34 protein-coding genes and 4 pseudogenes are annotated in these 25742 nt (G+C 74.2%); 17 read left to right on the top strand and 21 right to left on the bottom strand.

What is annotated here, in order from left to right; translation table 11 throughout:
• Positions 1-22: 22 nt before the first annotated feature.
• The 5 genes from U6N30_RS19630 to U6N30_RS19610 all read left to right on the top strand — a co-directional run bounded on the left by U6N30_RS19630 (position 23) and on the right by U6N30_RS19610 (position 3282).
• Positions 23-733 carry an SWIM zinc finger family protein gene (locus tag U6N30_RS19630; protein ID WP_324273594.1) on the top strand — a complete coding sequence of 237 codons (711 nt, stop codon included), beginning with the start codon at positions 23-25 and terminating at the stop codon, positions 731-733.
• Positions 721-1011, top strand: coding sequence for a hypothetical protein (locus U6N30_RS19625; protein WP_324273593.1), 291 nt, complete (start codon positions 721-723; stop codon positions 1009-1011). The genes U6N30_RS19630 and U6N30_RS19625 overlap by 13 nt, the downstream gene beginning before the upstream one ends.
• Positions 1008-1565: a hypothetical protein gene (locus U6N30_RS19620; protein ID WP_324273592.1), complete on the top strand. Its 558-nt coding sequence runs from the start codon at positions 1008-1010 to the stop codon at positions 1563-1565. The genes U6N30_RS19625 and U6N30_RS19620 overlap by 4 nt, the downstream gene beginning before the upstream one ends.
• Positions 1562-1696, top strand: coding sequence for a hypothetical protein (locus U6N30_RS19615; RefSeq protein WP_324273591.1), 135 nt, complete (start codon positions 1562-1564; stop codon positions 1694-1696). The genes U6N30_RS19620 and U6N30_RS19615 overlap by 4 nt, the downstream gene beginning before the upstream one ends.
• 68 nt (positions 1697-1764) lie before the next feature.
• Complete coding sequence (locus tag U6N30_RS19610) at positions 1765-3282, top strand: DEAD/DEAH box helicase (protein ID WP_324273590.1); 1518 nt, start codon at positions 1765-1767, stop codon at positions 3280-3282.
• A gap of 16 nt (positions 3283-3298) precedes the next feature.
• On the opposite strand, the gene U6N30_RS19605 is transcribed toward U6N30_RS19610, so the two are convergent.
• The 6 genes and pseudogenes from U6N30_RS19605 to U6N30_RS35590 form a co-directional block, all read right to left on the bottom strand.
• Entirely contained in the window at positions 3299-3616 is a 318-nt protein-coding gene (locus U6N30_RS19605; protein WP_324273589.1) for a type II toxin-antitoxin system PemK/MazF family toxin, read from the bottom strand.
• Complete coding sequence (locus U6N30_RS19600; RefSeq protein ID WP_324273588.1) at positions 3616-3855, bottom strand: ribbon-helix-helix domain-containing protein; 240 nt, start codon at positions 3853-3855, stop codon at positions 3616-3618. The genes U6N30_RS19605 and U6N30_RS19600 overlap by 1 nt, the downstream gene beginning before the upstream one ends.
• 207 nt (positions 3856-4062) lie before the next feature.
• Positions 4063-4824 (bottom strand): FadR/GntR family transcriptional regulator, encoded by a 762-nt coding sequence (locus U6N30_RS19595; RefSeq protein ID WP_324273587.1) that lies wholly within the window; start codon positions 4822-4824, stop codon positions 4063-4065.
• A gap of 4 nt (positions 4825-4828) precedes the next feature.
• Positions 4829-5038 carry a hypothetical protein gene (locus tag U6N30_RS19590; RefSeq protein ID WP_324273586.1) on the bottom strand — a complete coding sequence of 70 codons (210 nt, stop codon included), beginning with the start codon at positions 5036-5038 and terminating at the stop codon, positions 4829-4831.
• Positions 5035-5625: an amino acid permease gene (locus tag U6N30_RS19585; protein ID WP_479690522.1), complete on the bottom strand. Its 591-nt coding sequence runs from the start codon at positions 5623-5625 to the stop codon at positions 5035-5037. The genes U6N30_RS19590 and U6N30_RS19585 overlap by 4 nt, the downstream gene beginning before the upstream one ends.
• A gap of 137 nt (positions 5626-5762) precedes the next feature.
• Positions 5763-6236 (bottom strand): annotated as a pseudogene (locus tag U6N30_RS35590) (ethanolamine permease); the annotation flags it as partial.
• A 108-nt stretch (positions 6237-6344) separates the two neighbouring features.
• Between U6N30_RS35590 and U6N30_RS34230 the strand changes: the two are divergent.
• The 5 genes and pseudogenes from U6N30_RS34230 (at position 6345) to U6N30_RS19550 (ending at position 10715) form a co-directional block, all read left to right on the top strand.
• Positions 6345-7867 (top strand): annotated as a pseudogene (locus U6N30_RS34230) (glutamine synthetase family protein).
• A gap of 21 nt (positions 7868-7888) precedes the next feature.
• The gene (locus tag U6N30_RS19565; protein WP_324273583.1) at positions 7889-9616 is read left to right on the top strand and encodes an aldehyde dehydrogenase family protein; all 1728 of its coding nucleotides are present in this window, start codon (positions 7889-7891) and stop codon (positions 9614-9616) included.
• Positions 9610-9948 carry an aldehyde dehydrogenase family protein gene (locus U6N30_RS19560; RefSeq protein ID WP_324273582.1) on the top strand — a complete coding sequence of 113 codons (339 nt, stop codon included), beginning with the start codon at positions 9610-9612 and terminating at the stop codon, positions 9946-9948. The genes U6N30_RS19565 and U6N30_RS19560 overlap by 7 nt, the downstream gene beginning before the upstream one ends.
• 3 nt (positions 9949-9951) lie before the next feature.
• Positions 9952-10128: a hypothetical protein gene (locus tag U6N30_RS19555; protein WP_324273581.1), complete on the top strand. Its 177-nt coding sequence runs from the start codon at positions 9952-9954 to the stop codon at positions 10126-10128.
• On the top strand, positions 10098-10715 hold the full coding sequence (locus U6N30_RS19550; RefSeq protein ID WP_324273580.1) for a 3-oxoacyl-ACP reductase: 618 nt from the start codon (positions 10098-10100) through the stop codon (positions 10713-10715). The genes U6N30_RS19555 and U6N30_RS19550 overlap by 31 nt, the downstream gene beginning before the upstream one ends.
• Here the strand turns inward: U6N30_RS19550 and U6N30_RS19545 are convergent.
• The 8 genes from U6N30_RS19545 to U6N30_RS19515 form a co-directional block, all read right to left on the bottom strand.
• The gene (locus U6N30_RS19545; RefSeq protein ID WP_324273579.1) at positions 10702-12048 is read right to left on the bottom strand and encodes an ABC1 kinase family protein; all 1347 of its coding nucleotides are present in this window, start codon (positions 12046-12048) and stop codon (positions 10702-10704) included. The genes U6N30_RS19550 and U6N30_RS19545 overlap by 14 nt on opposite strands.
• Positions 12049-12087: 39 nt before the next feature.
• A complete protein-coding gene (locus U6N30_RS19540) occupies positions 12088-12330 on the bottom strand; it encodes a nuclear transport factor 2 family protein (protein ID WP_324273578.1) in 243 nt (80 codons plus the stop codon).
• Positions 12315-12509: a nuclear transport factor 2-like protein gene (locus tag U6N30_RS19535; RefSeq protein WP_324273577.1), complete on the bottom strand. Its 195-nt coding sequence runs from the start codon at positions 12507-12509 to the stop codon at positions 12315-12317. Before U6N30_RS19535 ends, U6N30_RS19540 begins: the two co-directional genes overlap by 16 nt.
• A 160-nt stretch (positions 12510-12669) precedes the next feature.
• Positions 12670-12939 carry a cation transporting ATPase C-terminal domain-containing protein gene (locus U6N30_RS19530; protein ID WP_324273576.1) on the bottom strand — a complete coding sequence of 90 codons (270 nt, stop codon included), beginning with the start codon at positions 12937-12939 and terminating at the stop codon, positions 12670-12672.
• Positions 12921-13517, bottom strand: coding sequence for an HAD-IC family P-type ATPase (locus U6N30_RS19525; RefSeq protein WP_324273575.1), 597 nt, complete (start codon positions 13515-13517; stop codon positions 12921-12923). Before U6N30_RS19525 ends, U6N30_RS19530 begins: the two co-directional genes overlap by 19 nt.
• Positions 13514-14407, bottom strand: a complete 894-nt coding sequence (locus tag U6N30_RS35585; protein ID WP_479690521.1) for an HAD-IC family P-type ATPase — start codon at positions 14405-14407, stop codon at positions 13514-13516. The genes U6N30_RS19525 and U6N30_RS35585 overlap by 4 nt, the downstream gene beginning before the upstream one ends.
• Positions 14408-14463: 56 nt before the next feature.
• A complete protein-coding gene (locus U6N30_RS35580) occupies positions 14464-16101 on the bottom strand; it encodes a P-type ATPase actuator domain-containing protein (protein WP_479690520.1) in 1638 nt (545 codons plus the stop codon).
• Complete coding sequence (locus U6N30_RS19515; protein ID WP_324273574.1) at positions 16098-17219, bottom strand: hypothetical protein; 1122 nt, start codon at positions 17217-17219, stop codon at positions 16098-16100. Before U6N30_RS19515 ends, U6N30_RS35580 begins: the two co-directional genes overlap by 4 nt.
• Before the next feature lie 373 nt (positions 17220-17592).
• Between U6N30_RS19515 and U6N30_RS19510 the strand changes: the two genes are divergently transcribed.
• A complete protein-coding gene (locus tag U6N30_RS19510; RefSeq protein WP_324273573.1) occupies positions 17593-18219 on the top strand; it encodes a S8 family serine peptidase in 627 nt (208 codons plus the stop codon).
• Positions 18207-18671 (top strand): S8 family serine peptidase, encoded by a 465-nt coding sequence (locus tag U6N30_RS19505; RefSeq protein ID WP_324273572.1) that lies wholly within the window; start codon positions 18207-18209, stop codon positions 18669-18671. Before U6N30_RS19510 ends, U6N30_RS19505 begins: the two co-directional genes overlap by 13 nt.
• 90 nt (positions 18672-18761) lie before the next feature.
• Here U6N30_RS19505 and U6N30_RS19500 read toward each other — a convergent pair whose 3' ends face one another.
• From U6N30_RS19500 to U6N30_RS19490, 3 genes are all read right to left on the bottom strand, one after another.
• Positions 18762-19385 carry a hypothetical protein gene (locus U6N30_RS19500; RefSeq protein WP_324273571.1) on the bottom strand — a complete coding sequence of 208 codons (624 nt, stop codon included), beginning with the start codon at positions 19383-19385 and terminating at the stop codon, positions 18762-18764.
• A 380-nt stretch (positions 19386-19765) separates the two neighbouring features.
• Positions 19766-20056, bottom strand: coding sequence for a Fe-S cluster assembly protein HesB (locus U6N30_RS19495; RefSeq protein ID WP_324273570.1), 291 nt, complete (start codon positions 20054-20056; stop codon positions 19766-19768).
• A 192-nt stretch (positions 20057-20248) separates the two neighbouring features.
• The gene (locus tag U6N30_RS19490) at positions 20249-21604 is read right to left on the bottom strand and encodes an MFS transporter (RefSeq protein WP_324278386.1); all 1356 of its coding nucleotides are present in this window, start codon (positions 21602-21604) and stop codon (positions 20249-20251) included.
• A 160-nt stretch (positions 21605-21764) separates the two neighbouring features.
• Between U6N30_RS19490 and U6N30_RS19485 the strand changes: the two genes are divergently transcribed.
• The 5 genes and pseudogenes from U6N30_RS19485 (at position 21765) to U6N30_RS19475 (ending at position 23830) form a co-directional block, all read left to right on the top strand.
• The gene (locus U6N30_RS19485; RefSeq protein WP_324273569.1) at positions 21765-22220 is read left to right on the top strand and encodes a hypothetical protein; all 456 of its coding nucleotides are present in this window, start codon (positions 21765-21767) and stop codon (positions 22218-22220) included.
• A 169-nt stretch (positions 22221-22389) separates the two neighbouring features.
• Positions 22390-22491, top strand: a pseudogene (locus U6N30_RS34225) (excalibur calcium-binding domain-containing protein); the annotation flags it as partial.
• A gap of 110 nt (positions 22492-22601) precedes the next feature.
• Positions 22602-22718: pseudogene (locus U6N30_RS34220) on the top strand (DUF4839 domain-containing protein); the annotation flags it as partial.
• 139 nt (positions 22719-22857) lie between these two features.
• Complete coding sequence (locus tag U6N30_RS19480) at positions 22858-23421, top strand: hypothetical protein (protein ID WP_324273568.1); 564 nt, start codon at positions 22858-22860, stop codon at positions 23419-23421.
• A gap of 241 nt (positions 23422-23662) precedes the next feature.
• The gene (locus U6N30_RS19475; RefSeq protein WP_324273567.1) at positions 23663-23830 is read left to right on the top strand and encodes a hypothetical protein; all 168 of its coding nucleotides are present in this window, start codon (positions 23663-23665) and stop codon (positions 23828-23830) included.
• Here U6N30_RS19475 and U6N30_RS19470 read toward each other — a convergent pair.
• The 4 genes from U6N30_RS19470 to U6N30_RS19455 form a co-directional block, all read right to left on the bottom strand.
• Entirely contained in the window at positions 23827-23970 is a 144-nt protein-coding gene (locus tag U6N30_RS19470) for a hypothetical protein (protein ID WP_324273566.1), read from the bottom strand. The genes U6N30_RS19475 and U6N30_RS19470 overlap by 4 nt on opposite strands.
• On the bottom strand, positions 23925-24863 hold the full coding sequence (locus U6N30_RS19465) for a hypothetical protein (protein WP_324273565.1): 939 nt from the start codon (positions 24861-24863) through the stop codon (positions 23925-23927). The genes U6N30_RS19470 and U6N30_RS19465 overlap by 46 nt, the downstream gene beginning before the upstream one ends.
• 125 nt (positions 24864-24988) lie before the next feature.
• Positions 24989-25381, bottom strand: a complete 393-nt coding sequence (locus U6N30_RS19460; RefSeq protein WP_324273564.1) for a type II toxin-antitoxin system VapC family toxin — start codon at positions 25379-25381, stop codon at positions 24989-24991.
• The gene (locus U6N30_RS19455; protein ID WP_324278385.1) at positions 25378-25626 is read right to left on the bottom strand and encodes a type II toxin-antitoxin system Phd/YefM family antitoxin; all 249 of its coding nucleotides are present in this window, start codon (positions 25624-25626) and stop codon (positions 25378-25380) included. The genes U6N30_RS19460 and U6N30_RS19455 overlap by 4 nt, the downstream gene beginning before the upstream one ends.
• Positions 25627-25742 lie beyond the last annotated feature (116 nt).

The raw sequence follows: 25742 nt of genomic DNA, 5'->3' as shown, positions 1-25742 counted from the left end.
TCGGCGTCGCTAGCCTCGGGCCGTGCTCGAGGACCTGCGTCCGATGCTCGCCGACGCCGTCATTCGTCGGTCGGTCGGCGACGACGCGTGGCGGCGCGGTGCCGCGTACGCCCGCGAGGGCCGGGTCTCGGAGATCTCCTACGCCCGCTCGACCGGTGAGCTCGGCGCCCTGGTGGTCGGCAGCCAGCGGCGCGTCTACCAGACGGTGGCGGTGTTCGACCGCGCCGACGCCCGGTGGTGGGGCGAGTGCAGCTGCCCGGTCGGCGAGGACTGCAAGCACGCCGCCGCGGTGCTGGTGGCTGCCCGGCAGGCCCTGCTGGCGACGCCGGCGGCTCCCCGGGCGCCGGACTGGGAGTTCGCGCTGGCCGCCCTGGTGGAACCGACGTCGTCCGGGTCCGGGTTGACCCCGGTCGGACTGCAGTTCGACGTCGAGCAGCCGGGCGGACGGGGCGCGTCCGAGGCGTCGGTGCGGTTGCGCCCCGTCGTGCCGGGCGCAAAGGACGGTGGGTGCGGACCGGGGTGTCCTGGCGGAACCTGGAGCACGACTACTCCGGCCGGCGCGATCCCGCGCACGTGGCCGCACTGGTCGCGCTCCAGCAGGCGCACCGGGCGGCCGACGAGGGCACCGGCTACTACTACCGCTCCGCCGAGGTGCCGGTCCGGCTCGAGGAGTTCGGGCCCGCGCTGTGGCCGGCCCTGCAGCGGGCCACGGACGACGGGGTGCCCCTGCTGACCACGCGGGGCGCGCCGGTGCGGATCGCCGACCGTCCGGGCGCGGTCACCGTCGACGTCCGCCAGGGCGAGGACGCCGGTCTGCGGGTGCGGGCGGTGCTGGAACTGGCCGACGGCGTCCGCATCCCGGTCGAGTCGGTGCGACTCCTCGGCAGCCCGCCGCACGGGGCCGCGCTGACCGCGACGGCCGACGGGCTCCCCGCCGGCACCGCCCCGGACGGCGGGCTGCTGCTCCTCCTCCCGCTGCAGCGGATCCCCGGAGCGTCGAGCGGTTCGTGACCGGTGGGCCCGTGCACGTGCCGCCGGCCGACCGGGACCGCTTCCTCACCGTGTTCTACCCCGCGCTGCAGCGGGCGCTGCCGGTGCGCTCGTCCGACGGGTCGGTGGAGCTGCCGGAGGTGCTGCCGCCGCAGCTGTGCGTGCACGTCGAGCACGCCGCCGGGCACCGGGTCCGCCTCACGTGGTCGGTGCGCTACCGCGCGGGGGACTCCGTCCGGCAGGTGCCGCTGGCATCCCCGGGCGGTGCCGCGGACGCGGTCCGTGACCTCGCCGCCGAGGATCGGGTGCTTCGGGCGCTGCCGGAGCCGCCCGACCGGCTGCTGCGGATGTGGCGCGTCGCCCCGAAGGCGGGGCCCATGCCGGTCGCCGAGCTGTCGGGCGTGGACGCCGCCGTCCTGACGACCGACTTCCTGCCCCGGCTCGCCGACGCGGGGGTGCTCGTCGAGGTGACGGGGAGCCGCCGGAGTTCCGGCGGACGGACGCCGTCCCGGTGGTCGAGGTGTCGGCCACCGACGGCGGGGACTCCGACTGGTTCGACCTGGGCGTCACGGTGAGCGTGGACGGCGAGGACATCCCGTTCGCCCCGCTGTTCGCGGCGCTCGCGGCGGGGAGGAGCACCTGCTGCTGCCCAGCGGCACCTGGTTCGACGTCCGCCGGCCGGAGTTCGACCGGCTGCGGAAGCTGATCGAGGAGGCGCGGGCGCTGCAGGACGCCGACCGGTCGGGCCTGCGGATCAGCCGCTACCAGGCGGGGTTGTGGGACGAGCTCGTCGAGCTGGGCGTGGTGGCCGAGCAGAGCGAGCGCTGGTCGCGCGACGTCCGGGAGCTGCTCGACGTGGACGGCGCGGCACCGGCGCCGTCGCCGGCCGGGCTGGCCGCGCAGCTGCGCCCGTACCAGCTGCAGGGGTACCAGTGGCTGTCGGTGCTGTGGGACGCCGGGCTCGGCGGCGTGCTCGCCGACGACATGGGGCTGGGCAAGACGCTGCAGGCCCTGGCCCTGGTCTGCCGGGCGAAGGCGGCCGGGGAGCTGACCGCGCCAATGCTGGTCGTGGCACCGACGAGCGTGGTGTCGAACTGGGCGCGTGAAGCGGAGCGGTTCGCGCCCGGCCTCGCCGTCCGGGTGGTCACCGCCACCGGCCGCAAGCTGGGCATGCCACTGGCCGAGATGGTCGACGGCGCCGACCTGGTGGTCACCTCCTACACCCTGCTGCGGCTGGGTGAGGAGGACTACCTTGCGCTGCCCTGGAGCGGGCTGGTGCTCGACGAGGCGCAGTTCGTGAAGAACCACCAGGCGAAGACGTACGCGGCGGCGCGGCGGCTGCCGGCCCGGTTCAAGCTCGCGATCACCGGGACGCCGGTGGAGAACAACCTGATGGACCTGTGGGCGATGCTCTCGATCGTCGCGCCCGGGCTGTTCCCGAGCCCGCAGCGGTTCACCGAGCACTACCGGATCCCGATCGAGAAGGCCGGCGACCCCGAGGTCCTGGCCGCACTGCGCCGCCGGATCCGGCCGCTGATGCGCCGCCGCACCAAGGAGCAGGTCGCCGCGGAGCTGCCGCCCAAGCAGGAGCAGGTGCTCGAGGTGGTGCTCAACCCCAGGCACCGCAAGATCTACGACACCCACCTGCAGCGGGAGCGGCGCAAGGTGCTCGGCCTCGTCGACGACCTGCAGCAGCACCGGTTCACGATCTTCCGGTCGCTGACCCTGCTGCGGCAGCTGGCGCTGGATGCGTCGCTGGTCGACGACGAGTACGCCGGCGTCCGGTCCAGCAAGGCCGATGCGTTCCTGGAGCACCTGCAGGAGGTGGTCGCCGAGGGCCACCGGGCGCTGGTGTTCAGCTCGTTCACCGGCTTCCTCGGGACGGTGCGCGCGCAGCTGGACGCCGCCGGGCTGCCGTACGCCTACCTGGACGGGAGCACGCGGGACCGGCAGCAGCGCATCGAGGAGTTCCGCGACGGGCGGGCGCCGGTCTTCCTGATCAGCCTCAAGGCCGGCGGGTTCGGGCTGAACCTCACCGAGGCCGACTACGTGTACGTGCTCGACCCGTGGTGGAACCCGGCGGCGGAGGCGCAGGCGGTCGACCGCGCGCACCGGATCGGCCAGGACAAGACGGTGATGGTCTACCGGCTGGTCGCCGCGGACACCATCGAGCAGAAGGTGGTGGCGCTCCAGGCGCGCAAGCGGGACCTGTTCGCCCGGGTGCTGGACGACGACTCCGGCGCCCTGTCGGGGCAGTTGACGGCCGACGACATCCGCGGCCTGTTCACCTGAGCCGCTCTCGCGGAACTCAGCGGGGAAGCGGCAGCTCGTCGAGGTCGAAGGCTGCGTGCAGAGCTGCCGTGAGGACGTGTTCCTGTTCGGGCAGCAGTCGGCCGATCTGCCGGCCGAGCGCCGCCGTCGGAATGGTGACGACGTTGTCGCAGCTGACCACGCTCGGATGGTCCAGCCCGTTGTCCGGTCCGACCGGGACCTCGGTGGACAGCCCGCGGACGGTGCTGGTGATCGGGGCGACGGTGACGCGAGCGAGGTGAGGGCGCACCAGCTCCCGGGTCAGGACCAGGACGGGCCGGGTCTTGTCCAGCGTGGCGAGGTGGATCGGCCGCATCAGTCGAGGTCGTCCAGCGGAACGCGGGCCGCGTGCTCGGCGAGCGCGTCGAGATCGTCGTCCTCGCCGTCGGCAGCAGCGAGGATTGCGGCGTCGCGTGCCGCGATGTCGCGCCGGCGTTCCCGTTGCAGCGCCTGGCTGACGACGGCGGCCCGGGACGCGGCGCGGCCGTCGGACACCAGGCGGTCGATGAACTCGACCAGTTCCTCGGGCAGTCGAACGGCGATCTGGGTGCTCACAGGAAGTACGGTACCGATACGGGATGCACATGGGTACCACGGCGTGCTCAGTGTTCGTGCGGTCGCATTCCCTACCCCGGACGACACGACGCTGCACCGGCTGGAACGGCGGCCGGAATCGCTGTGCGGACGGACTGATGAACGGGCGGAGCACGCTGCTCGAAGGCCATGGCGCCCCTCGGCGTCGGCGCCGGCGGACCGCCGCGGTCAGGTCAGGAAGCCGCGCAGCAGCGCCGCGGTGCCGGCCAGGTGCTCGGCCATGGTCCGCCGGGCGCCGGCCGGGTCGCCGGCCAGGATCGCGGTGACGATCGCCGCGTGCTGGCGGTCGGAGTGCTCGATGTTGGGCGCCAGCAGTGGGATCGCGTCGAGCAGCTCGTTGACCCGCGACCGGATGTCGACGACCGCCGTCGTCAGGGACGGGGAGCCGGCGACCTCCGCGACGGCCAGGTGCAGCCGGGAGTCCAGGCGCCGGTAGTCCGCCGGGCCGGCGCCGGTGCACTCGGCCAGCCGGGTGGAGAGGTGCTCGCGGTCGGCGCGGGTGAGCGAGCGGGCCGCCGCGGCCTCGGCCGCACCCGACTCGAGCACCTGCCGGTAGGCCAGGACGTCGTCGATCTCCGCCGCGGAGCGGCCGCCGGGGCCGGGCCCGGAGCCGGGCGGCGGGGTGGCGACGACGAAAGTGCCGCCGTAGCGGCCGCGCCGGGACGCCAGGTACCCGGCGGTCTGCAGGGTGGCCAGCGCCTCGCGCAGGGTCGCCCGGCTCACCCCGAGGCGGGCGGACAGCTCCCGTCCCGGGGGCAGCCGCCCGCCGGGGGCGACGACGCCGAGCCGGAGCGTGGACAGCAGCCGCTCGACGGTCTCCTCGAACGCGTTGCCGCCGCGGATCGGGCGGAACAGCGCCTCGTCGGCGCCGCGGACGGCCGGCTCCGTCGGGGGTAGGCCCTCCCGGTCGGGCACGGCCAGGGTCCGCACGGGATCAGTCGCCGGCGAGCTCGGCCTCGGCCCGGCTGACCGCCTCGAACTCCTCCTCCGGGGCGTTGGCCACCAGGCGGTGCCGGCTGTAGAACCAGAAGTAGGCGAGCGCCGCGACGAAGATGGCCGCGGTGATGCCGGCGGCCTTGACGTCGACGAAGAAGGTGGCCACGACGGCGGCCGCGGCGAGCACCAATGCGATGCCGGTGGTCACGACCCCGCCGGGGGTGCGGTACGGCCGGGGAGGTCGGGCTCCCGCTTGCGCAGCACGATGTGCGACAGCGTCATCAGCACGTAGGACACCGTCGCCCCGAACACCGCGATGTTGATCAGCAGTGCGCCGTCCTGGGTGATCGCGGCGAGCAGGAAGCCGATCGTGCCCGGCACGATCAGCGCCAGGTACGGCGTCCGGCGGGAGCTGGTGCGCGACAGCCAGCGCGGTAGGTAGCCCGCCCGCGAGAGCGCGAACAGCTGTCGCGAGTAGGCGAAGACGATGGAGAAGAAGCTCGCCACCAGCCCGGCCAGCCCGGCGTAGTTGACGAAGTCCGCCATCCACGGGTTGCCGCCGTAGGCCTCGCGCAGCGCCAGGGGCAGCGGGTTGTCCGAGTCGGCGATGGCGGCGGCGCCGGCCCCGCCGGGGGCGGTGAGCAGGATGAGGGCGGCGAAGACGAGCAGCACCATCATCGCCGCGATGATCCCGCGGGGCATGTCCCGCTTCGGGTCGCGCGACTCCTCGGCGGCCAGCGGGACGCCTTCGACGGCCAGGAAGAACCAGATGCCGTAGACGAAGGCGGCCAGCACCCCGGCGAAGCCGAACGGGAGGAAGTCGCTGGCGCCCGCGGCGCGGTCGGCTCGATGTCGAACAGGTTGGACGCGCTGAACTGCGGGATCATCCCGATGACGAACACCGCGAGCGCGACGACGGCGATCGCGGTGATGCCGAACATGAGCTTCAGCGCCTCGCCCACGCCGTACAGGTGGATGCCGACGAAGATCGCGTAGCAGACCAGGTACACCGGCCAGCCGCTGGTGAGGCCGAACAGGCCCAGCGCCTCGACGTACCCGCCGATGAACACGACGATGGCCGCCGGGGCGATGACATACTCGATGAGGATCGCCGTGCCGGTGGCGAAGCCGGCCAGCGGGCCCATCGCCCGGCGGGCGAACCCGTAGCCGGCGCCGGCGACCGGCAGCGCCGAGGCGAGTTCGGCGAGGCCGAAGACCATCGCGGTGTACATGATCGCCATCAGGACGGTGGCGATGAGCAGGCCGCCCCAGCCGCCCTCGGCGAGGCCGAAGTTCCAGCCCGCGAAGTCGCCGGAGATGACGTAGGCGACGCCGAGCCCGGCCAGCAGCACCCAGCCGGCGGCTCCCGACTTGAGCTGGCGCTGGTGCAGGTAGTCCGCGCCCATCTGCTCGTAGTCGGCTCCGTGCACGTGTCGGCGATCGGCCATGGGCTCTCCCGGCTGCGGGCCCGCCGGGCGGCGGGCAATGGGGCTCGAGGTGGACCTTTGGAGCAGATGCGTGGCCGGAAGCGTGGTGCTCGGCCGCTGTGGTGTCAAGAGTCGGCGTTGACGGCGGACCCGAACGCGCTGTTCCATGCACTCCTATTGGGCTTCGGTTGGCCCGTTGCAGGCTGCGGTCGTCCTCGGGGACGACGCACCGCCCGAGGAGGCGACGTGGAGCGACCCCCGGCACCGCTGACGGTCGAGGAGCTGACCAGGCTCGTCGAGGGCGGCGATGTCGACACCGTGCTCGTGGCCATGACCGACATGCAGGGGCGGCTGCAGGGCAAGCGCTGCGGTGCGCGGTACTTCATGGAGGAGGTGCTGGCGCACGGCGCCGAGGCGTGCAACTACCTGCTCGCCGTCGACGTCGAGATGAACACCGTCGCCGGCTACGCCATGACCTCCTGGGACACCGGGTACGGCGACTTCGCGCTACGCCCCGACCTCAGCACGATGCGGCTGATCCCGTGGCACCCCGGAACGGCGATGGTGCTGTGCGACGTCCTGTGGCTCGACGACCGGCCGGTCGAGCCGTCACCCCGACAGGTGCTGAAGAAGCAGCTGGACCGGCTGGCCGAGCGCGGCCTGGCCGCGTACGTCGGCACGGAGCTGGAGTTCTTCGCCTTCATGACGTCGTACGAGGAGGCGTGGCGCCGCGGCTACCGCGACCTCGAGCCGGCCAACCAGTACAACGTCGACTACTCCCTGATCGGCACGGGGCGGATCGACGGGCTGCTGCGCGGCATCGCCCGCGGGATGACCGGGGCGGGCCTCTACGTCGAATCGATCAAGGGGAGTGCAACCTCGGCCAGCACGAGATCGCCTTCCGGTACAGCGACGCGCTCTCGACCTGCGACAACCACGTCGTCTACAAGACCGGCGCCAAGGAGATCGCGGCGCAGCAGGACATGAGCCTGAGCTTCATGGCCAAGTACGACGCGCGGGAGGGCAACTCCTGCCACATCCACCTGAGCCTGCTCGGGGACGACGGCAGCACCGTGCTGGCCGGGGACGGCGAGCACGGGTTCAGCCCGCTGATGGAGCACTTCCTCGCCGGCCAGCTGGCCTGCCTGCCGGAGCTGACCGCGTTCCTCGCGCCGAACATCAACTCCTACAAGCGGTTCGCCGAGGGCAGCTTCGCGCCGACCGCGGTGGCCTGGGGCGTGGACAACCGCACCTGCTCGCTGCGGGTCGTCGGGCACGGCGCGTCGCTGCGGTTCGAGAACCGGCTGCCCGGCGGTGACGTGAACCCCTACCTGGCCGTGGCCGCGCTGATCGCGGCCGGGCTGCACGGGGTGGAGAACGAGCTGCCGCTGGAGGAGCCGGTGACCGGCAACGCCTACACCTCGGACAAGCCGCGGGTGCCCTCGACGCTGCGCGACGCGGCCGCGCTGCTCGAGGGCAGCGAGGTGGCCCGGACGGCGTTCGGCCAGGACGTCGTGGACCACTACGTCAACGCCGCCCGGGTCGAGGTCACCGCCTTCGACGCCGCGGTGACCGACTGGGAGCGGGTGCGTGGCTTCGAACGCCTCTGACCGGCGCCGCCCCGGATCGGGGTGACGACCTACCTCATGCCCGCCCGGCACGGGGTGTGGGACCACGAGGCGGCGCTGATCCCGCGGGACTACCTCGACGTCGTCGTCCGGGCCGGAGGGACGCCGCTGCTGCTGCCTCCGCTGCCGGAGGTGGATCCGGACGTGCTGGACGTGCTCGACGGGCTGGTGCTCAGCGGGGGCGGGGACGTCGACCCGGCGCGCTACGGTGCGCAGCCGCACCCTCGGACGGGCGGGACCTCCGTCGTCCGGGACACCGCCGAGGAGACGCTGCTGCGGGCGGCGCTGGCCGCCGACGTCCCGGTGCTCGGGGTGTGCCGCGGCATGCAGGTGCTCAACGTGGCGCTCGGCGGCACGCTGGTGCAGCACCTGCCGGAGGTGGTCGGGCACGAGGCGCACCGGCCGGCGCCGGCGACCTTCGGGCGCACCCGGGTGCGGCTCGACGCGGACAGCCTGCTGGGCGGGCTGCTCGGCGACGAGGTCGAGGTGGAGTGCTACCACCACCAGGCGGTCGGCGAGCTGGCGGCGGACCTGGTGCCCGTCGGCCGCGCCGAGGACGGCACAGTGGAGGCGGTGGAGCTGCGCGGGCCGCGGTTCGCCGTCGGGGTGCAGTGGCATCCCGAGCAGACGGCTGAGGACCTGCGCCTGTTCCGCAGTCTGGTCGACGCCGCTTCGGCGGACATCCGTATCGAGGGAACGCGTGACGAGCACCATCCAGCTGGTGAACCCGGCCGACGAGCAGGCCCTGCAGGAGGTGGCGCTGACGTCGGCGGGGAGGCCGACGACGCCATTTCTCGCGCCTCGGCGGCCCATGCCGCCTGGCGGCGGGTGGCCCCGGCCGACCGGGCCTGGCTGCTGCGCCGCTTCGCGGCCGCGGTGGACGCCGACGTGGAGCACCTGGCGTCGCTGGAGGTGCGCAACAGCGGGCACCCGATCGGCGCGGCGCGGTGGGAGGCCGGGCACGTGCGGGACGTGCTCGAGTACTACGCCGCCGCACCCGAGCGGCTGTTCGGCCGGCAGATCCCGGTCGCGGGCGGGGTGGACATCACCTTCCAGGAGCCGCTCGGTGTCGTGGGCGTGATCGCGCCGTGGAACTTCCCGATGCCGATCGCGGTGTGGGGCTTCGCGCCGGCGCTGGCCGCGGGCAACTGCGTGCTGCTCAAGCCGGCCGAGGTGACCCCGTTGACGGCCATTCGACTGGGCGAGCTGGCGCGCGAGGCCGGGCTGCCGGAGGACGTGTTCCAGGTGCTGCCGGGCAAGGGCTCGGTGGTGGGGCAGCGGTTCGTCGACCACCCGCTGGTGCGCAAGGTGACGTTCACCGGATCGACGGCGGTGGGCAAGCAGGTGATGGCCGGCTGCGCGCAGCAGGTCAAGCGGGTGACGCTGGAGCTCGGCGGCAAGAGCGCCAACATCGTGTTCGCCGACGCCGACCTGGAGAAGGCGGCGGCGAGCGCGCCGGGCGGGGTGTTCGACAACGCGGGGCAGGACTGCTGCGCGCGGTCGCGGATCCTGGTGCAGCGGTCGGTGTTCGACCGGTTCCTGGAGCTGATGGAGCCGGCGGTGACCGGGCTGCGGGTGGGCGACCCGGCCGATCCGGCGACGGAGATGGGGCCGCTGATCTCGGCGTCCCACCGCGACAAGGTGGCGTCCTTCGTGCCCGACGACGCGCGGGTGGCCTACCGGGGAGCGCGCCGTCCGGCCCGGGGTTCTGGTTCCCGCCGACGGTGCTGACCCCTGAGGCGGGCGACCCGGTGCTGCGCGAGGAGGTGTTCGGCCCGGTGGTCGCCGTCGTCCCCTTCGACGACGAGGACGACGCCGTGCGGATCGCCAACGACTCCGAGTACGGATTGAGCGGCTCGATCTGGACGCGGGACGTGGGCCGGGCCTTCCGGGTCTCGCGAGGTGTGGAGGCCGGGAACCTGTCGGTCAACTCGCACTCGTCGGTGCGCTACGCGACGCCGTTCGGTGGCTTCAAGCAGTCGGGGCTGGGCCGGGAGCTTGGCCCGGACGCGCTGGCCGCGTTCACCGAGACCAAGAACGTCTTTCTGGCGACGGAGGAGTAGGACATGCAGCGTCTGGACGGCCGGGTCGCGGTGATCACCGGCGGCGGCAGCGGGATCGGGCTGGCGTCGGCCCGCCGGCTGGCGTCGGAGGGGCGCGGGTCGTCGTCGCCGACGTCGACGAGGCGGCCGGGGCTGCGGCGGCGAAGGAGGTGGACGGCACGTTCGTGCGCACCGACGTGACAGTGGAGGACGACGTCGCGGCGCTGTTCTCCGCCGCCTACGACACCTACGGCTCGGTGGACGTCGCGTTCAACAACGCCGGCATCTCGCCGCCGGACGACGACTCGATCCTGGACACCGGCCTGGACGCCTGGTGGCGGGTGCAGCAGGTGAACCTGACGTCGGTGTTCCTGTGCTGCAAGACGGTGATCCCGTACATGCAGCGCCAGGGCAAGGGCTCGATCATCAACACCGCGTCGTTCGTGGCGGTGATGGGGGCTGCGACGTCGCAGATCTCCTACAGCGCCTCCAAGGGCGGGGTGCTGTCGATGAGCCGGGAGCTGGGCGTGCAGTTCGCCCGCGAGGGCATCCGGGTCAACGCGCTGTGCCCGGGGCCGGTGAACACCCCGCTGCTGCAGGAGCTGTTCGCCTCCGACCCGGCCCGGGCCGCCCGCCGGCTGGTGCACGTGCCGCTGGGCCGCTTCGCCCAGCCGGAGGAGATCGCCGCGGCGGTCGCCTTCCTCGCCAGCGACGACTCGTCGTTCATGACCGCGTCCACGTTCCTGGTGGACGGCGGGATCTCGGGGGCCTACGTCACGCCGGAGTAGGCGCGCTCCCGGCGTCGTAGCCGGGCAGCCACCGGCGCGCCTCGGCGTCCACCGGAACCGTGGCGCCGAGCGAGCACAGGACCCCGGCCAGCCCCGAGGCGACGCGCTGCAGCAGCAGGTGGCGGGGCGGGATGGTCAGCCGGCGCTGGGTGCGGGCGGTGCTGCTCAGCGGGTCGGAGGCGCGCCGGGTCTGCTCCTGCAGCCAGCTCCGGGTGAACCGGTACTCGGGCCTGCGTAGCGGCTCGAGGTAGGGGTCGAGCAGCGCCATCAGCGCGGCGGCATCGACCCTGCCCGGCTGCAGCAGGCCTGCGGCGGCGGCGATGCGGTGCAGCTCGGCCGCGTCGCCGTCCCGGCCGGCGGCCAGCAGTGGGCCGAGCCGGGTGGGCCAGCCGGTCGGCATGGGCTCGGTGGCGCCGAAGTCGAGGACGCCGAGCCGCCCGTCGGGCAGCAGCCGGAAGTTGCCGGGGTGCGGGTCGCCGTGCAGCCGGCGGGTGCGCACCGGGGCGGAGAGCAGCAGGCGCACCAGCACGAGCCCGGCGCGGTCCCGGTCCGCCGGGGCGCCGGTGGCGATCACCCGCGACAGCGGGGTCCCGTCCTGCCAGCGGGTGACCAGCACGACGTCCTCGGCGGCGAGCACGTCCGGGACGGCGATGTCGGGGTCGTCGCGGTAGGCGTCGGCGAACGCGGTCTGGCTCTCGGCCTCCCGGGCGTAGTCGAGCTCATCCACCAGGCGGGCGCGCAGCTCGGCGATCAGCTCGCGGACGTCGAGCCCGGGCATCGCGGCGGAGATGACCGGGGCGAGCGGCTGCAGCATGCCGAGGTCGGCGACCAGCGCGTCGGCGGCGCCGGGGTACTGGATCTTCACGGCGACCGGCGTGCCGTCGGACCAGGTGGCGCGGTGCACCTGGCCCACGCTGGCCGCGGCGACGTGCCGGTCGTCGAAGTCGCGCAGGTGCCGCTGCCAGCCGCCCGGGAAGGCGCGGTCGAGCTGCGCGTGCACCATCGCCGTCGGCATGGGCGGCGCCGCCTCCTGCAGCCGCACCAGCGCCTCGCGGTAGGGACCGACCAGCTGCTCGGGCAGCGCAGCCTCCATCGCCGACATCGCCTGACCGACCTTCATGGCGCCGCCCTTGAGCTGGCCGAGGGTGGCGAACAGCTGCTCCGCGGTGCGCTGCTGCACCTGCGCGGCGACGGCCTCGGCAGGGCGGCCGCCGATCCGCCTGCCGAGGCCCACCGCGGAACGTCCGACGTGCGCGGCCGGCAGCGCGGCCAGCCGGGCCGCCCGCGCCAGGCGGCTGCGCGGCGGCCGACCGCCCGGCGCGTCGGAGTGCACGGGCGGACGGTAGCGCCGGGAACGCCCGCGCGGCGGAGCTCAGTAGGCGCTGACCCCCATGACGTCGGCCATCCTCCGGGTGTCGGCGTACTGCTGGAAGCGGACCAGCTTGCCGTCGCGCAGATCCCAGATGTGCACGGCCTGGGAGTCCAACGGCTTGCCCGTCGCCCGGTGCTGGGCGGCGGAGTAGCGGACCTCGACGACGACGGTGTCGCCGTCCGCCAGGAAGCGGCGGCAGTCGATCCGGAAGTCCTCGTACTCCTCGGCTATCCGGGCGAACACCCCTCCACGACCTGCTGCGGGCCGACGAAGGCGTGCCCCGGGTGCCAGGGGCTGCCCTCGGCCTCGTTCCACTCGATGTTCTCGTCCATCGCCCCGACGACGGTGGGGATGTCACCCCGTCCGAATGCGTCGTACAGACTCTTCATGAGCTGGACGCTGGTCATGGCTGTCTGGGTCATGGCGACCTCCTCGGGCGGATGATCGCGGCACAGTAGTGAGCTGCCGCTCAGCGCGGAACGGGGCGCGACGTCCCGCTGCTCCCGCCGTGGGAGGGCCCGGGCGCGCCCCGACGGTGGGTATGCCGGGTGCGCCTCCGAGTGGCCTGCGGAGCTGGGTGGGTCAGGCCGGGGCGCTCCCGGTGCGCCGACGGGCGACCACGCGGGGCACGACCTCGGCACCCGTGGCGCCGACGACGGCCGAACCGAGCACCACCGACCAGGACAGCGGGTCCAGCGGCGTGCAGCCGAAGAAGCGGCTCAGGCCGGGGGTCTGCACGATGACGACGAGGATCGCGAGCGATCCGGCCACGGTGGCCAGCACCAGCGGGCTGCGCCGGCCCATCCACGCCGTCTGCGCCAGCTGGGTGGCGATCAGCGCGGCCAGGCCCATCGTGCTGGCCCGGCCGGGAAGACCGGGGTGGCCTTGCCGACCGCCCAGGCGCCGGTCGCGCCGGCCGTCGTCGCCGCGCCCCGGACGAGCACCATGCGCCGCACGGCGTCGGTGAAGCCGCGGTGCGGGCCCGCCCGCAGCACGGCCGCGAGCGGGTGCCCGGCGAGCGGACCGTCGTCGTCCTCCACCGGGACGGTGCGCGGGGCGGCGACCGCGACCGCCAGCGCCGGGAACATGTCGGTGAGCAGGTTGACCAGCAGCAGCTGGCGGGTGCCCAGCGGCGCCCGCCCGCCGATCGCGGTGCCCAGCACGGTGAAGGCGACCTCGCCCGCGTTGCCGCCCACGAGGATCGACACCGCGTCCCGGACGCGCGACCACATGGCCCGGCCCTCGGCGATCGCGTCGACGAGCCGGGTGAGGTCGAGGTCGGTGAGCACCAGGTCGGCGGCGGTGCGGGCGGCCGGCGACTCCGCGCCCTCGACCCCGACGCCGACGTCGGCCAGCCGGATCGCCGCGGCGTCGTTCACCCCGTCGCCGGTCATGGCGAGCGTCGCGCCCGCCTTGCGCAGCGCCGTCACCAGGGTGACCTTCTGCTCGGGGAGAGGCGGGCGAAGACGGCGGCCTCGGCGACCATCCGGGCCCGCTCGGCGTCGGAGGCGCGGGCCAGCTGGCCGCCGGTGACGATCCGGTCGGCGTCGGGCACGCCCGCCTCGGCGGCGATGGCGCCGGCCGTCTCCGGGTGGTCGCCGGTGGCGACGACGACCCGGACGCCGGCCGCGCGCAGCTGCTCGACCGCGCGGACGGAGGACTCGCGCAGCGTGTCGGCGAGGCCGATCAGCCCGCGGAGGGTGAGGTCCTCCGCGGCCTCGTCGAGGTCGTCGGGCGTGCCGCCGACCTCGCGGTCGGCGACGGCGAGCACCCGCAGCCCGTCGGCGGCCAGCTCCTTGACGCGGTCGCGGACGTCGGGGGCATCGGCACACCGCCGCAGCACGGTCTCCGGGGCGCCCTTGACCACCAGCCGGCCGTCGCGGACCGCGGCGGAGAACCCGCGGCCGGCGGCGAAGGCCAGGCTCGCGTCGGGTGCGGTGTCGTGGGCGGCGTCGCGCTCGGTGGCGGCGTCGAGGACGGCGCGGTCGGTCTCGTGGGCGGTGTCGTCGCCGTTGCCCATGCCGGCGGCGGCCAGCCGGAGCAGCTCGTCCTCGCTCGTGCCGCCGTCCAGGGGCGCGAGCCGGGCGACGCGCAGCCGGTTCTCCGTCAGCGTGCCGGTCTTGTCGAAGCAGACGGTGTCGACGCGGCCGAGCGCCTCCAGCACCCGCGCGCTGCGCACCACCGCGCCGCGCCGCGACAGCCGCCGGGCCGCGGCCTGCTGGGCGACGGTGGCCACCAGCGGCAGGCCCTCGGGGACGGCGGCCACGGCGATGGCGACGCCGGCGGCCACCGACTCGCGCAGCGGGCGGCCCCACAGCACGCCGAGGACGGTGACCGCGCCGCCGCCGGCGAGGGTGAGCGGCAGGACGGCGCGGGTCAGCTCGGCCAGCCGGGCCTGGACGCCGGCCGGGGAGCGGCGCGACCGGCGGCGCGGGCGGCGCGACCGGCCTGGGTGGCCTGGCCGACGGCGACGACGACGGCCCGGCCGCGGCCGGCCACCACCGTGGTGCCGTCGAAGAGCATGCAGGTGCGGTCGGCGACGTCGGCGCCGGGCGTGGCGGGCACCGACTTGGCGACCGACAGCGACTCCCCGGTGAGGCCGGACTCGTCGACCTCCAGGTCCGATACCTCCAGCAGGCGGGCGTCGGCGACCACGACGTCGCCGGGCTCGACGAGGACGACGTCGCCGAGGCGGAGCGCGCCGGCGGGGACCTCCTCGCTGTCGCCGTCGGTCTCCCGGCGCACGCAGCTGTCCTGCTCGAGCAGCAGCGACTCCAGCGCCGTCTCGGCCCGCAGCCGCTGCAGGCCGCTGACCAGCGCGTTGATGACGGTGACGCTGCCGACCAGGATCGCGTCGGTGACGTCGCCGAGCACGGCGGTGGCCGCGGCGCCGGTGGCGAGCACCGGGGTGAGCGGGTCCGCGAGCTCGGCGCTGACCGTGCGGGCGAACCGGGCGGGGACGTCGACGACGGGCAGCGCGGCGACGCGGCCGACCGCGGCGGCCGCGCGGTTCGGCCGACGCTCCTCGTCGCCGGGCAGGTCGGTCAGCCGGCGGAGGACGTCGTCGGGGTCGAGCGCGTGCCAGGGCGTGTGCGCGGTGGGGGCCGGCACCGGGCGGCCGGCGGTGCGGACGGCGGCCCACGTGCCGGTGGACATGGTGGTGAACGTGGCCCACTTGCCCGGCGTCGTGGCCTTCCGCTGCCCGTAGCGTGCGCTGCCCACGCCGGCGAGCAGGGCGCCGAGGACGTTGCCGGTCAGGGCGGTGCCGGCCGCGCGCCGGCTGAACGCCCTCGCGTCGGCGGTGGCGGCGACGATCCGGCAGGCGTCGGCGAGGCCGGAGCCGGTGACCAGGTCGGCGCCCCATGCCGGTGCGTGGCCGTCGAGGACGGGTGCGACCGCGACGTCGGCGGCCATCAGCGCGGGGCCGTCGACGGCGGAGACGACCAGGACGCCGTGCCGGTCGGGCTGTTGCCGCCGGACGGTCTCGACCAGCGGCTCGTCGGCCGGGGTCACCTCGTCGGCCAGGCCGGCGATCTCGCGGGTGCCGGTGTGCGGAGTGAGGACGAGCCGGAGGCCGGCGTCGGTGGCGGTGCTGAGCAGCGCCTCGGCGTGCGGGTCGAGCTCGGGGGCGATGGTGACCGTGCCGACCCTGCGGCGGCCCTGGAGCAGCGAGCGGACGTCGCCGCCGGGTTCGGTGGTCGTGCGGGGTGGGCCGAGTCGCAGGCGGGCGCCGTTCTGCTGTGGGTTCGCGCCGCCGTCGTCGGTGAGCAGGCGGGTGGCGGCGGACCAGACGGCGGCGTCGTCCCACCCGTCGGCCTCTGCCGTGGCCTCGACCACGACCGGCGGGCCGGTGCACAGCGCGGCGCCGTCGACGACGACGGTGTCGACGCGGTCGAGGCGCCGGTAGGCCGAGCCGTCCATGGGCAGGATGCCGCGGCGGGAGAGCAGCAGGTCCAGCGACGCGGCGAAGGACTCGCGGCCCTGGACGGCGGCCTTGGGGGTGAGCGCCTTCATGAGGTCGGCGGAGCGGCCGGGGCGGCGGGTGAGCGCCAGCAGGCCGAGGGAGGCGGCGAGCTCGGTGGGGTCGAGGCGGGCGCGGTAGGTCTCGATCGGGCCGTTCGGCAGGGATCCGGGGCGGGGGCCGGGGGCTGCTCGGGCTCGGCGTCGTCGTCCGGCTCCGGCCGGCACAGCTCGCGCTCGCGGCGCCGCCAGACCTGGCGGCGGGCACGCATCTCCAGGGCCCGCTGCAGCGCGGCGGCGGCGTTGAGCGCCGGGATGGTGGGGCTCTGGGTGAGGGAGTGCAGCAGCGCGCCGGTGCCCTCGAAGACGAGGTCGGTGCCGACCGCGCCGATGCGGCTCTCGAGGCCCCGCTTGAGCCACTGCTGGGTGTCGAGCAGCGCCATGAGCAGGGTGGCGTGCCGGGTGACGGCCGGGATGGGCAGCACCTTGGCGGCGGCGGCCACCCCGACGGCGGTGGCGTCGACCGCGGCGGCGAGGACTGCGGCCAGCAGCGGCTCGAGATCGGCCGGGTGGTCGGGGCGCTGCGGGAAGACACCCTTTCCGCCGCGGGCCTGCTCGATCTCGGTGACGACGCCGACGACGTCCTCGGCGGTGACCCGGCGGGCGTCGACGACCACCATGACCCGGCCGACGACGTCGTTGACCGTGGCCCACTGGACGCCCTCGAGCCGCTCGAGGTGCCGGCGCAGGGCCGTCCTGGCCTCCGGGGTCTCTTCGTCGGCCGGGGCCTCGACCTCGATCTGCAGGCGGTCCCCGTCCGCCCAGACCCGTCGCGTGTGGCGGGCCTCCGGCGGCTCGACCATGCCCTTGGCGGCGTCGAGCAGGTCGTGCAGGTGCCCGCCGGGGAGCGGATCGGCGCCGGTGACCAGGGTGCCGACGGCGCGGGTGCTCTGGACCACCGCGGTCTTCGCCAGGTGCGCGGAGCCCGTGGCGACGTCGACCCCGGCCCGGGCGACGCGCCTGGTGAGGGTGGCGGATTCGGTCAGCAGACCGACGCCGACCACGGCCGGGAGGGCGGCCAGCGCAGCGGTGCCGGCGGCCAGGCGCGCGGCCTCGTGCCCGGCTGCGTGCGCGGCACTGCCGGCGGATGCGATCCGGCGGAGCAGAGCCATGGAACCCCCGGGTGAGGACGGTTACGCGAGAACCGTACGTCTCCGGGCCGCTATCGGCAGGGGTGAGTGCACCCCTCACCCGCCGGGGCCGGCGGGACGGGTGAGCCACGAGTGCACCGGCGGGCCGAGCGGTGCGTGTCGCGTTCCCGAGGGACGACGCGCCGCCGCTACCTTCCCGCTACCCCGGGGCTGGCTCGTGGTGGGCGACTGGAGCAGGCATACATGAGATCACTCGCGAGGGCGGCGCTGGCCGGGGCGCTCGGTGCCGGGATGGTCGGCGGGGCGATCGTGGGCGTCGCGCAGGCCGCGCCGCCGGACGACCAGGCCGGCCAGCGGAGCTACATCGTCCGCGTCGAGCCCGGTGCGGACACCCGTGGCCTCGCACGCGCCCTGTCGATCTCCCCGATTCATCTACAGCGAGGTCTTCGACGGCTTCGCGGCCGACCTCACGCCGGGACAGGTCAACGCGCTGCGGCGCAACGGTTCGGTCCGCGGGGTGGAGGTCGACCGGGTGGCCACCGTCGTCCCGTTGGGGAAGCCGACCAAGCCGGGCGGTGGCGGCTCGACCGAGCCCACCCCGCAGCCCGATCCCGTGGACGGGACGCAGGAGCTACCGGCCGACGGCAGCCTGTGGGGGCTCGACCGGATCGATGCGGCCGGGCTGGACCAGCTCTACAGCTACGCGACGACCGGGACAGGGACCGGCGTGACCGCCTACGTCGTCGACACCGGCATCTCCACCGCCCACCCGGACTTCGGCGGCCGGGCGACGCTGGCCTTCGACAACGCCGGGGGCAAGCCCGCCCGGGGCGGCGACTGCAACGGTCACGGCACGCACGTCGCGGGGACGATCGGTGGCACCACCCACGGCGTCGCCAAGCGCGTGCAGCTGCGCAGTGTCCGGGTGCTGGACTGCAACGGTTCGGGCGCCTACAGCGGCGTCATCGCCGGCCTGGACCACGTGCTGAAGAACCACCCGGGCCCTCGGTGGTCAACCTGAGCCTCGGCGGCCCCCGCTCCGATGCGCTGAACGACGCCGTCACGGCGCTGGTGGACGACGGCGTGTTCGTCGCGGTCGCCGCCGGCAACGAGACGGCGGACGCCTGTGCGACGTCCCCGAGCTCGGCGGCGACAGCTGTCACCGTGGCCGCCAGCGACTCGGGCGACAGCCTCGCGCCCTTCAGCAACCACGGGACGTGCGTGGACGTCGTGGCACCGGGTGTCCAGGTCACCTCCGCCTGGCTCAACGGCGGCGTGAAGAGCATCAGCGGCACGTCGATGGCGGCCCCGCACGTCGCCGGTGCCGCGGCGGTGTACCTGGGCTCGCGGACCGCCGCCGCGCCCGGCGAGGTGGCGAGCTGGATCGGCGACCAGGCGGTCGGTGCCGTGGTGGGCGGGGAGTCCACGGGCACCACGAACCTGCTGCTCAACCTCGGAGTGCCCGTCGAGTGACCCAGCAGGCGTCGTCCTGCTGTTCGTGCCGACGTTGACGGGTCCGGGACGACGGCCGGCGCAGGGGAGACCCGCGCCGGCCGCCGTCCGTCAGGCCATCTCGGGTACGCGCAGGTGGTGGATGGCCATCTCCATCTCGGTCACCTCGGTGATGTCGACGTCCATCGCGCTGCTGAACTCGGCGCGCATGCGGTCGCCGATCTCCCGTGACCGTTCCATCGCCTCGCGGCTGTCGAAGCACACGGTGCTCACGCCGCGGCCGGCGGCCCGGTCGACCATGACGCTGACGCTGGAGAAGCCGTCGAACTCGTCCAGGCGCGGGAGGATCTGAGCCTTCCATGCCTCGATGACGCGGTCGGCCTGAGCGGCGTCACGGAGCTGGCTGAAGATGAGCCGGGCCCAGCCGCCCTCGCCCATGGTGTGGGCACGGTGCATGACCGCGATCTCCCATTCCTGGACGTCGAACGCGCCACCCATCACCTCGGTGGCGCGCTCGCGCATGGGCATGACCGCGTCCCTGCTGGCGCTCATCGACTCCTCGGAGTCCCAGCTGGCAGTGACGATGCACCGGCCTGAGTCGCGGTCGCAGAGCATGGACAGCCCCATGCAGCCGGGCATGCTCTGCACCGCGGGCATGACCTCGTCGCGGACGTAGGCGATGCCGTCGTCGATGCGCTGCGGGTCGGCGTGGACGGTGGTGGAACGGGCGTACATGACGCCCTCCCTTCCGGGGACAGGCGCGGCGCCCCTGCGGCGTCGCCGCGCAGGCCATGCTTCTCGGCGCCGGGGTGCTGTCAATGGGTGCCGACGCGTCCTGAACTCAGACCGGGACGAGCTCCGGCTGCTCGACGGGGCTGGGGGCCGGCGTCCTGTGGACGACGCCGGCGGCGACCACCAGGGCCGCCGCGAGAGCCGGTGCGGCGAGCGCGGCGGTCGCGCCCAGGGAGTCGACGACGACGCCGGTTCCCGCAGAGGCGTCGGACTTACCCCGGCGCCCACCGCCTCACCAGGCTGAGTGCCGACGTGCTGCACCCTCACGACAACGGCCGGCGCCCCGCAGTGGGGACGCCGGCCGTCGGGTGTGCGGGGAGCGGTCAGGCGGTCGGCGCCTCGCCGATGCCGAACTGCACGCGGCCCTGGTCGTCGGAGCCGGCGTCGAGCACCTTGTCGTCGAGCAGCTGCGCGGCCTGCTCGTCGAGGAACACGCGCGCGCCACCGGCGTCGACGACCGTGTCGTCCTCGGCCGGGACGGCGGCGAGGCTGAGCGCGAGGGCCTGCTGCTCGGCGTCCTTGGCGATGCGCAGGCCGCCGGCCTCGCTGGGGACCTCGGAGGCCTCGACGATGGCGCGGACGGCCGTGGCGGCGACGGGAGTGATGGTCAGCATGGTGCAGTCCTCTCGGTGGTTCGGGTGCGCCGCAACCGGCTGTGGTCTGCGTTCGGAAGGTTGCGGCGGATGTCTGGACGGCCCGCCCGGGCGCCGCTGAGCGGTCGGCCGGTCCGGCGTGAAGCCGGTGGCGGGGACGTGATGCCTGCAGCTCCCACGGTTCTCGTCCCGGTCCGATCCGTCAAACAGAGATCACGATCCGATAACGCTGCTGGGTGACGGCAGGGGGTCCCGGTACCTGCTCAGGGCGTCGACGAGTTCCCGAGCCGGCGCGGCCGGCCGCGGGGCGGGCGCCCGGTGGGCGAGGCCTGCGGCGACGACGAGCGCAGCGGCGAGGGCGGGGGCGGCGAGCGCGGCAGTCACGCCGAGGGAGTCGACGACGACGCCGGTTCCCGCGGAGGCGAGCGCCTGGCCCACGATCACCGCAGAGCCGAGCATCGTCATGGTGGTCGCCGAGCGTCCCGCGGGGCTGAGCCGCGCGGCCAGGCTGTAGAGGGTGACAAGCGTCGGGCCGATGCCCAGCCCGAGGACGGCGAGGGCGAGGACGAGGCCCCCGACGGACCGCGCGCAGGCGTAGCCGATCGCCGCGGCGAGCAGCAGCGAGCCGAAGGTCCGCCAGCGCGCCCGGAGGGTGAACCGGGCCGGGAGTGCGGCCGCGCCCAGGGCGAGGACGGCCGACCCGATGCCCATGACGCCGTAGAGCAGGCCGGCGCGGTCGCCGGTGCCGTCCTGGGCGAGGAAGCCGGTGAGGGAGGTCAGCGTGGCGCCGAAGAAGAGGCCGACGCCGAGCGTGCCCACCACGACGGTGAGCAGAGGGAACCGGACGAGCTCGCGGGCGGGCGCCGGGGCTTGCGGGGCCTTCTCGGGGTCGGGGTCGACGCGGCCGGTGGGGTGCAGGGCGAACGCCGTGACGAACACGAAGGTGAGGACGGCGGCGCCGGCGATGGCCACCCACGGGGCGATCGCGCTGGCGAGCAGCCCGACGAGGAACGGGCCGACGATGAAGACGGTCTCGTCGGCCGCGGACTCGTAGGCCATGGTGCCGCTGAGCACCTTCTCGCGACGGTTGGGTGCGATGGTGCGCCCGATGAGGGCGACCAGCCGGGTGCGCGACAGCGGGCCGACCTGCGGCGCGCTGGCGCCGATGAGCACCGACAGCGCGAGGACGGCGACGTCCGGAGCGGTGCCGGCGACGACGAACGGGAAGGCGCCCAGCAGGGCGGCGTTGAGCAGGCCCACGGGGACGAGGACCCGCCGCTGCCCGAACCGGTCGACGGCGGCGCCGAGGAGCGGGCCGGCGAGCGCGGTGCCGATGCCGGCGGCGGCGGAGTTGAGCCCGCCCAGGGTGACCGACCCGCGCTCGGCGACGACGAGCGTCAGCACGCCGACCACCATCATCGCGAAGGGCAGCCGCGCGACGAAGGCGAGCGGGAAGTAGGCGCGTCCGGCGGAGCGGACGAGCGGGGACTCGGTGAGTCGGGGAGCGTCATGACCTCGGTGCTTCTGCGGATCGGGCGTGCCGCCTTGATCCGCCGGCGAGGCCGACAGCAGGTAGTTACACGTACTGAACGCCGTCGAGTGTAACGGGGCCGGACGTGCGGCGGGCCTGACACCGGTGGGGAGTCAGGTGGTGGCTGCTCCTGCCGGGTCCCGTGAGAGAGAAGTGGTTCGGCGCCACCCGAGCGGCATCGCCGGTAGGCGGTTCTCCGTGCTTACGGTCCCAGCCGTGGTCGACGAGGTGCAGTACGAGTTCACGTCCGTGCAGACGATCCGCGGCGGCGAGGCCAAGACGATCGCGAAGTGGAGGACGGACGGCTGGGAACTCGACAGCCGGGACCAGGGGCTGCTGCGGACCGAGCTGACCTTCCGCCGCGTCAAGCCGACGACGTTCGCTTCCCGAGCCCGAGTGGCCTTCGGCCGTCTGCAGCCGAAGGCGCAGTTGAGTGTGGTGGCCGGGGCGGGTGTGCTGGTCCTCTGCCTGATCGGCGGCGGTGTCGTCGCCGGGACGCAGGCGGGGGAAGCACTCCCACGCTGGCCGCGTCCGCGACAGATGCCGCAGCTGACGCCGAGCCGAGTGAGAAGCCGTCCGAAGCTGCTGTCCGAGCGCCGGCAGCAACCACGTCGGCGGTTCCGACGATCGCGTCTCCGGCACCCGAGACTCTGACTCCGGCACCTGAAGCGCCGAAGCCGCAGACCTCTGCGCGCGTCGCGCCGAAGCCGCAGACTCCTGCGCCCGTTGCGCCGAAGCCCCCGGTCCCGGCGCCCGCGCCTGCTCCGCAGGTGGTGGCGCCCCCGGTGGCGAACCCGCCGGCCAGCACCCCTTCCCGAACTGCAGCGCCGCCAAGGCTGCGGGAGCCGCGCCGGTGCGGATCGGGGACGCCGGCTACGGCCCGCACCTGGACACCGACGAGGACGGCGTCGGTTGCGAGAGCTGATCTTTTCGATGAGCTGGTCTGGCCCCGCCCTGTGGGCTGGCGCTGACGAAGTGTGCAAGGCGAAGGACGCGCTGTTGGCCGGGGTCGCGCCGGCCTGATTCCGACACGTCAACATCACGAGCGATCTGCAGCTCTCGGGGCGGGACATCCCCGACACGATCGGCGCGGGGAACAACGTGCGCATCGTCGCGCGGGTCGGCGACCACAACAGCACGCAGGAGCTCTTCTTCCTCGAGCTCCACCCAGGTGCGGGAGATCCGTTCGTCACGACGGCCCGGTGGCCATGGCTCGGTCCTGTCACAGCGAGCACCACACCCGCACGAACCATCGGCTCTTCTCCGGAGTCCGACGTCACGAGGAGCGCCCATGAACCAGCAGTCACCGCCGTCGTCCCGGCAGTTCGAAGCCCACGCCGGCGGTCCCGCCCAGGGCAGTACGACGTCGGTCCCCGGTCGGTTCGCGAACGGCCGCTGGTACTTCTACGTCACGGTCTTCACCGCCGGCTTCCTGGCCGCGCTGCCCTTCTGGCACGCAGCGCGGCGGCTCGACCGCCCGTCGGTGCGTCGCCAGGCGTGGATCTTCACGGCGGCCGGCGCATTCCTCGTCGGCCTCATGGCACTGACCCCGGAAGCGAACCCGGACGGATCGTCCGGGAACTCCACCGTCAGCACGATCGGCGGCATGGCGGTCGTAACGGTCGTGGTGATCGCCTGCTACCAGCTCGTCGGCCTCCGGCGGGGGTCTACGGGGGCGTCCGTAACGGCGTCCCGACGTCGTCCGCCGACGTCCTCGCCCGCGCCGTCGCCACCCGGCAGCGTCGCCAGGACGCGCGTCGACTGCACGAGCAGGACCCCGCCCTGGCGCGGGAGCTCGGGATCGGACGCCCCGATCTGGCGCGTGGCTACGACGACGGCGGTCTGGTGGATCTGAACACGGCATCGGCGGCGGTCATCGCGACGGTGAGCGGCATCGATCGGGAGCACGCCGACGCCGTCGTCGCCGCCAGATCAGCCCGGGCGGCACGTACCTCGCCGTGGCCGAGGTGTTCATCGAGGCGCACCTGCCCTCGCACGTGCAGGACCAGGTGCGCGAGCACGCCGTCGTCTGAGCCGCCGAGCCTGCGCGTTCGAGGACGGCACGGGTGGGTGCGTCGCTGTCTACGCAGGACGGCGTGGAGCCCGTGGCGGACGTCGATCCGGCCGACGCCGACGTCGAGGAGCCCGTCGAACTGTCGGGCCTGGCTTGTAGACGTGCGTATCTGGCGCTGCGGTCAGGCGTCCTCGATGAGCTCCGGAACGGTCGCCAGGAACGCGGGTGCCGCGGCGTCGACGGCCGCTAGCGCGGCGGTGGTGAGCGGCGGCCGCAGGCCCGCTCGGCGTGGCCGTAGCGGATCAGGTCGCGGAGCAGGTCCGGTGCCCGGTCGAGATGCGGGGTCAGGTCGTCCAGGACGCGGAGTTGCGGATCGAGCAGCTTGCGCACGTTGTCCGGGCTCCAGACCAGCGGATCCCCGATGCCGTTGGCGCTGCCCGCGACCACGACCTCGTCGACCAGCGGTCGGAGATCCTCGTCGGTCCACGCCGGCCCGAACGGGCTGGCGAGGAAGCCCTCGGCGATCCCGTCCAGCTCGTCCTCGGACAGCTCCCGCAGCACGTCGGCCTCGCCGCCACCCGGCAGCAGCGACACCATCCACTCGACCAGCGGTCGCGACTCCGCCAGCTCTCGTACCCGCCCGTCCCGGGGCCCATGTCCAGTTCGACCAGAGCCGCCTCGATGCGGGCACGTGCGTCCGCCGTCGGGATGTCCCGCACCCGGACGTCCGGGTCGGCGTCCTCGAGCAGCAGCGGAACCACGTCCTCCAGCGGGGACTGCAGGACGTAGCCGTCGGCCGCAAAGGCACCCAACTCGTTGTCGACGAGGACGACGGCGGTGAGGGGATGCCCACCAGGCACGGTGGCGCCCACCAGCAGCTGGTCGGCGTCCCGGTACACGGTGCTGATCTCGACGGCCAGGTCGAGCGGCTCGGTGCGCTCGAGCTCGGCGAGCCAGCGGGGCAGCACCTGCCCACGGTCGGCCAGCTCCCGGCGGACCCTCCGGCGCAGCTCCGCGTCGCCGGTGAGGGTCGCGATCGCCAGGGCTGTGGCCGACGCCTCGACCCGCCCCTGGCCGGACAGGCCCTCGACCAGCTCCGCGAGGGTGCCGGCCGGATCATCGGGACCGGTCGCGATGCTCAGGATCAGACCCGCCACACCGAGCAGCGGACCCGGAGCAGGGCTGTCGAACGCGGCGCGCAGGGCTTCGTCGAACTCGACCTGTGGCGGCGTCGGGCGCTGGTTCGGGCGGCGCTGGGGGCGCTTCTTCTTGCTCTTCGGCATGGTGGACGGACGGTACTGCGCCCCACCGACGCGCACGGGCAGCGTGGCAGGCCCGAACGTCTCGCGGCCGTGCGGCACGGTGCCTGCAGAGGAGGCCGGCGGCGGAGGGCGGCGGGAGCTGGCTGTCAGAGGCTGATGACGCGGAGGTCGCTGATCTTGGCGAGGACGTCGAAGTCGGCGTCCTGGGTGACGACCGGGACGTCGTGAGCCAGTGCCGTGGCGGCGATCCAGGAGTCGTTGACGGTCATCCGCCGGCCCAGTGTGGCGAGCGCCAGGCGCAGCCGCGCCCACTCGTCGGCGACGGTCGTGTCGATGGGCAGTGGATTGAGGTCGGACACTGCCTGGAGCGTCGTCAGCCTGCGGGAGCGCACGGCCACGTCCGACGCTGCCAGGACGCCGGCACGGAGTTCGCCGTACGTGACGATCGAGACGGCAACCTCGTCGGGGAGCGCGGAGCCATCCAGCTGCCGGCCCTCCTGTGCGATGAACACGCTGGTGTCCAGCAGGCCTCGGGTCACGCGATCGGGCCGAGCTCGTCGTCCCCGCCGGATATGGCGCGCAGCTCCTCGCGGAGGGCCGGATCGGCCTGGACCCGGCTCAGCCGCTCGACCAGGGCGGCGCTGCTCGTCCAGTGCGAGCGGCGCCCCCGGAGCGGCCCCAGTTCGGCCACCGCCTTACCGTTGACCGTGATCTCCACGGACTCCCCGGCGGCGGCGCGCCGGAGCACGCCGGCAGTGTCATTGCGCAGTTCGCGTGAGGCCACCTTCACGGCTACGACTGTAGCCGTGGTGTAGCACAGATGAAAGGAGTGCACGTCGCCGGTGCCGCGACGGTTTACCTCTGTTCGCGGCCCGCCGCCGCTCCGGGCGATGCGGCGAG

This window comes from Blastococcus brunescens, from assembly GCF_035320885.1.
GTDB lineage: Bacteria > Actinomycetota > Actinomycetes > Mycobacteriales > Geodermatophilaceae > Blastococcus_B > Blastococcus_B brunescens.
The sequence above is the reverse complement of the archived record's forward strand: the minus strand, read 5'-3'. Positions and strand labels throughout refer to the sequence as shown.

Excerpts from the sequence above, each read along its gene's own strand:
- U6N30_RS19605 (WP_324273589.1), bottom strand. The coding sequence starts at position 3,616 with ATGCGGCCGATCCACCTCGCCACGCTGGACAAGACCCGGCCCGTCCTG.
- U6N30_RS19555 (WP_324273581.1), top strand. The coding sequence starts at position 9,952 with ATGCAGCGTCTGGACGGCCGGGTCGCGGTGATCACCGGCGGCGGCAGC.
- U6N30_RS19535 (WP_324273577.1), bottom strand. The coding sequence starts at position 12,509 with ATGACCCAGACAGCCATGACCAGCGTCCAGCTCATGAAGAGTCTGTAC.
- U6N30_RS19530 (WP_324273576.1), bottom strand. The coding sequence starts at position 12,939 with ATGGGCCTGGCCGCGCTGATCGCCACCCAGCTGGCGCAGACGGCGTGG.
- U6N30_RS35580 (WP_479690520.1), bottom strand. The coding sequence starts at position 16,101 with ATGAAGGCGCTCACCCCCAAGGCCGCCGTCCAGGGCCGCGAGTCCTTC.
- U6N30_RS19515 (WP_324273574.1), bottom strand. The coding sequence starts at position 17,219 with ATGGCTCTGCTCCGCCGGATCGCATCCGCCGGCAGTGCCGCGCACGCA.
- U6N30_RS19500 (WP_324273571.1), bottom strand. The coding sequence starts at position 19,385 with ATGTACGCCCGTTCCACCACCGTCCACGCCGACCCGCAGCGCATCGAC.
- U6N30_RS19495 (WP_324273570.1), bottom strand. The coding sequence starts at position 20,056 with ATGCTGACCATCACTCCCGTCGCCGCCACGGCCGTCCGCGCCATCGTC.
- U6N30_RS19480 (WP_324273568.1), top strand. The coding sequence starts at position 22,858 with ATGAACCAGCAGTCACCGCCGTCGTCCCGGCAGTTCGAAGCCCACGCC.
- U6N30_RS19465 (WP_324273565.1), bottom strand. The coding sequence starts at position 24,863 with ATGCCGAAGAGCAAGAAGAAGCGCCCCCAGCGCCGCCCGAACCAGCGC.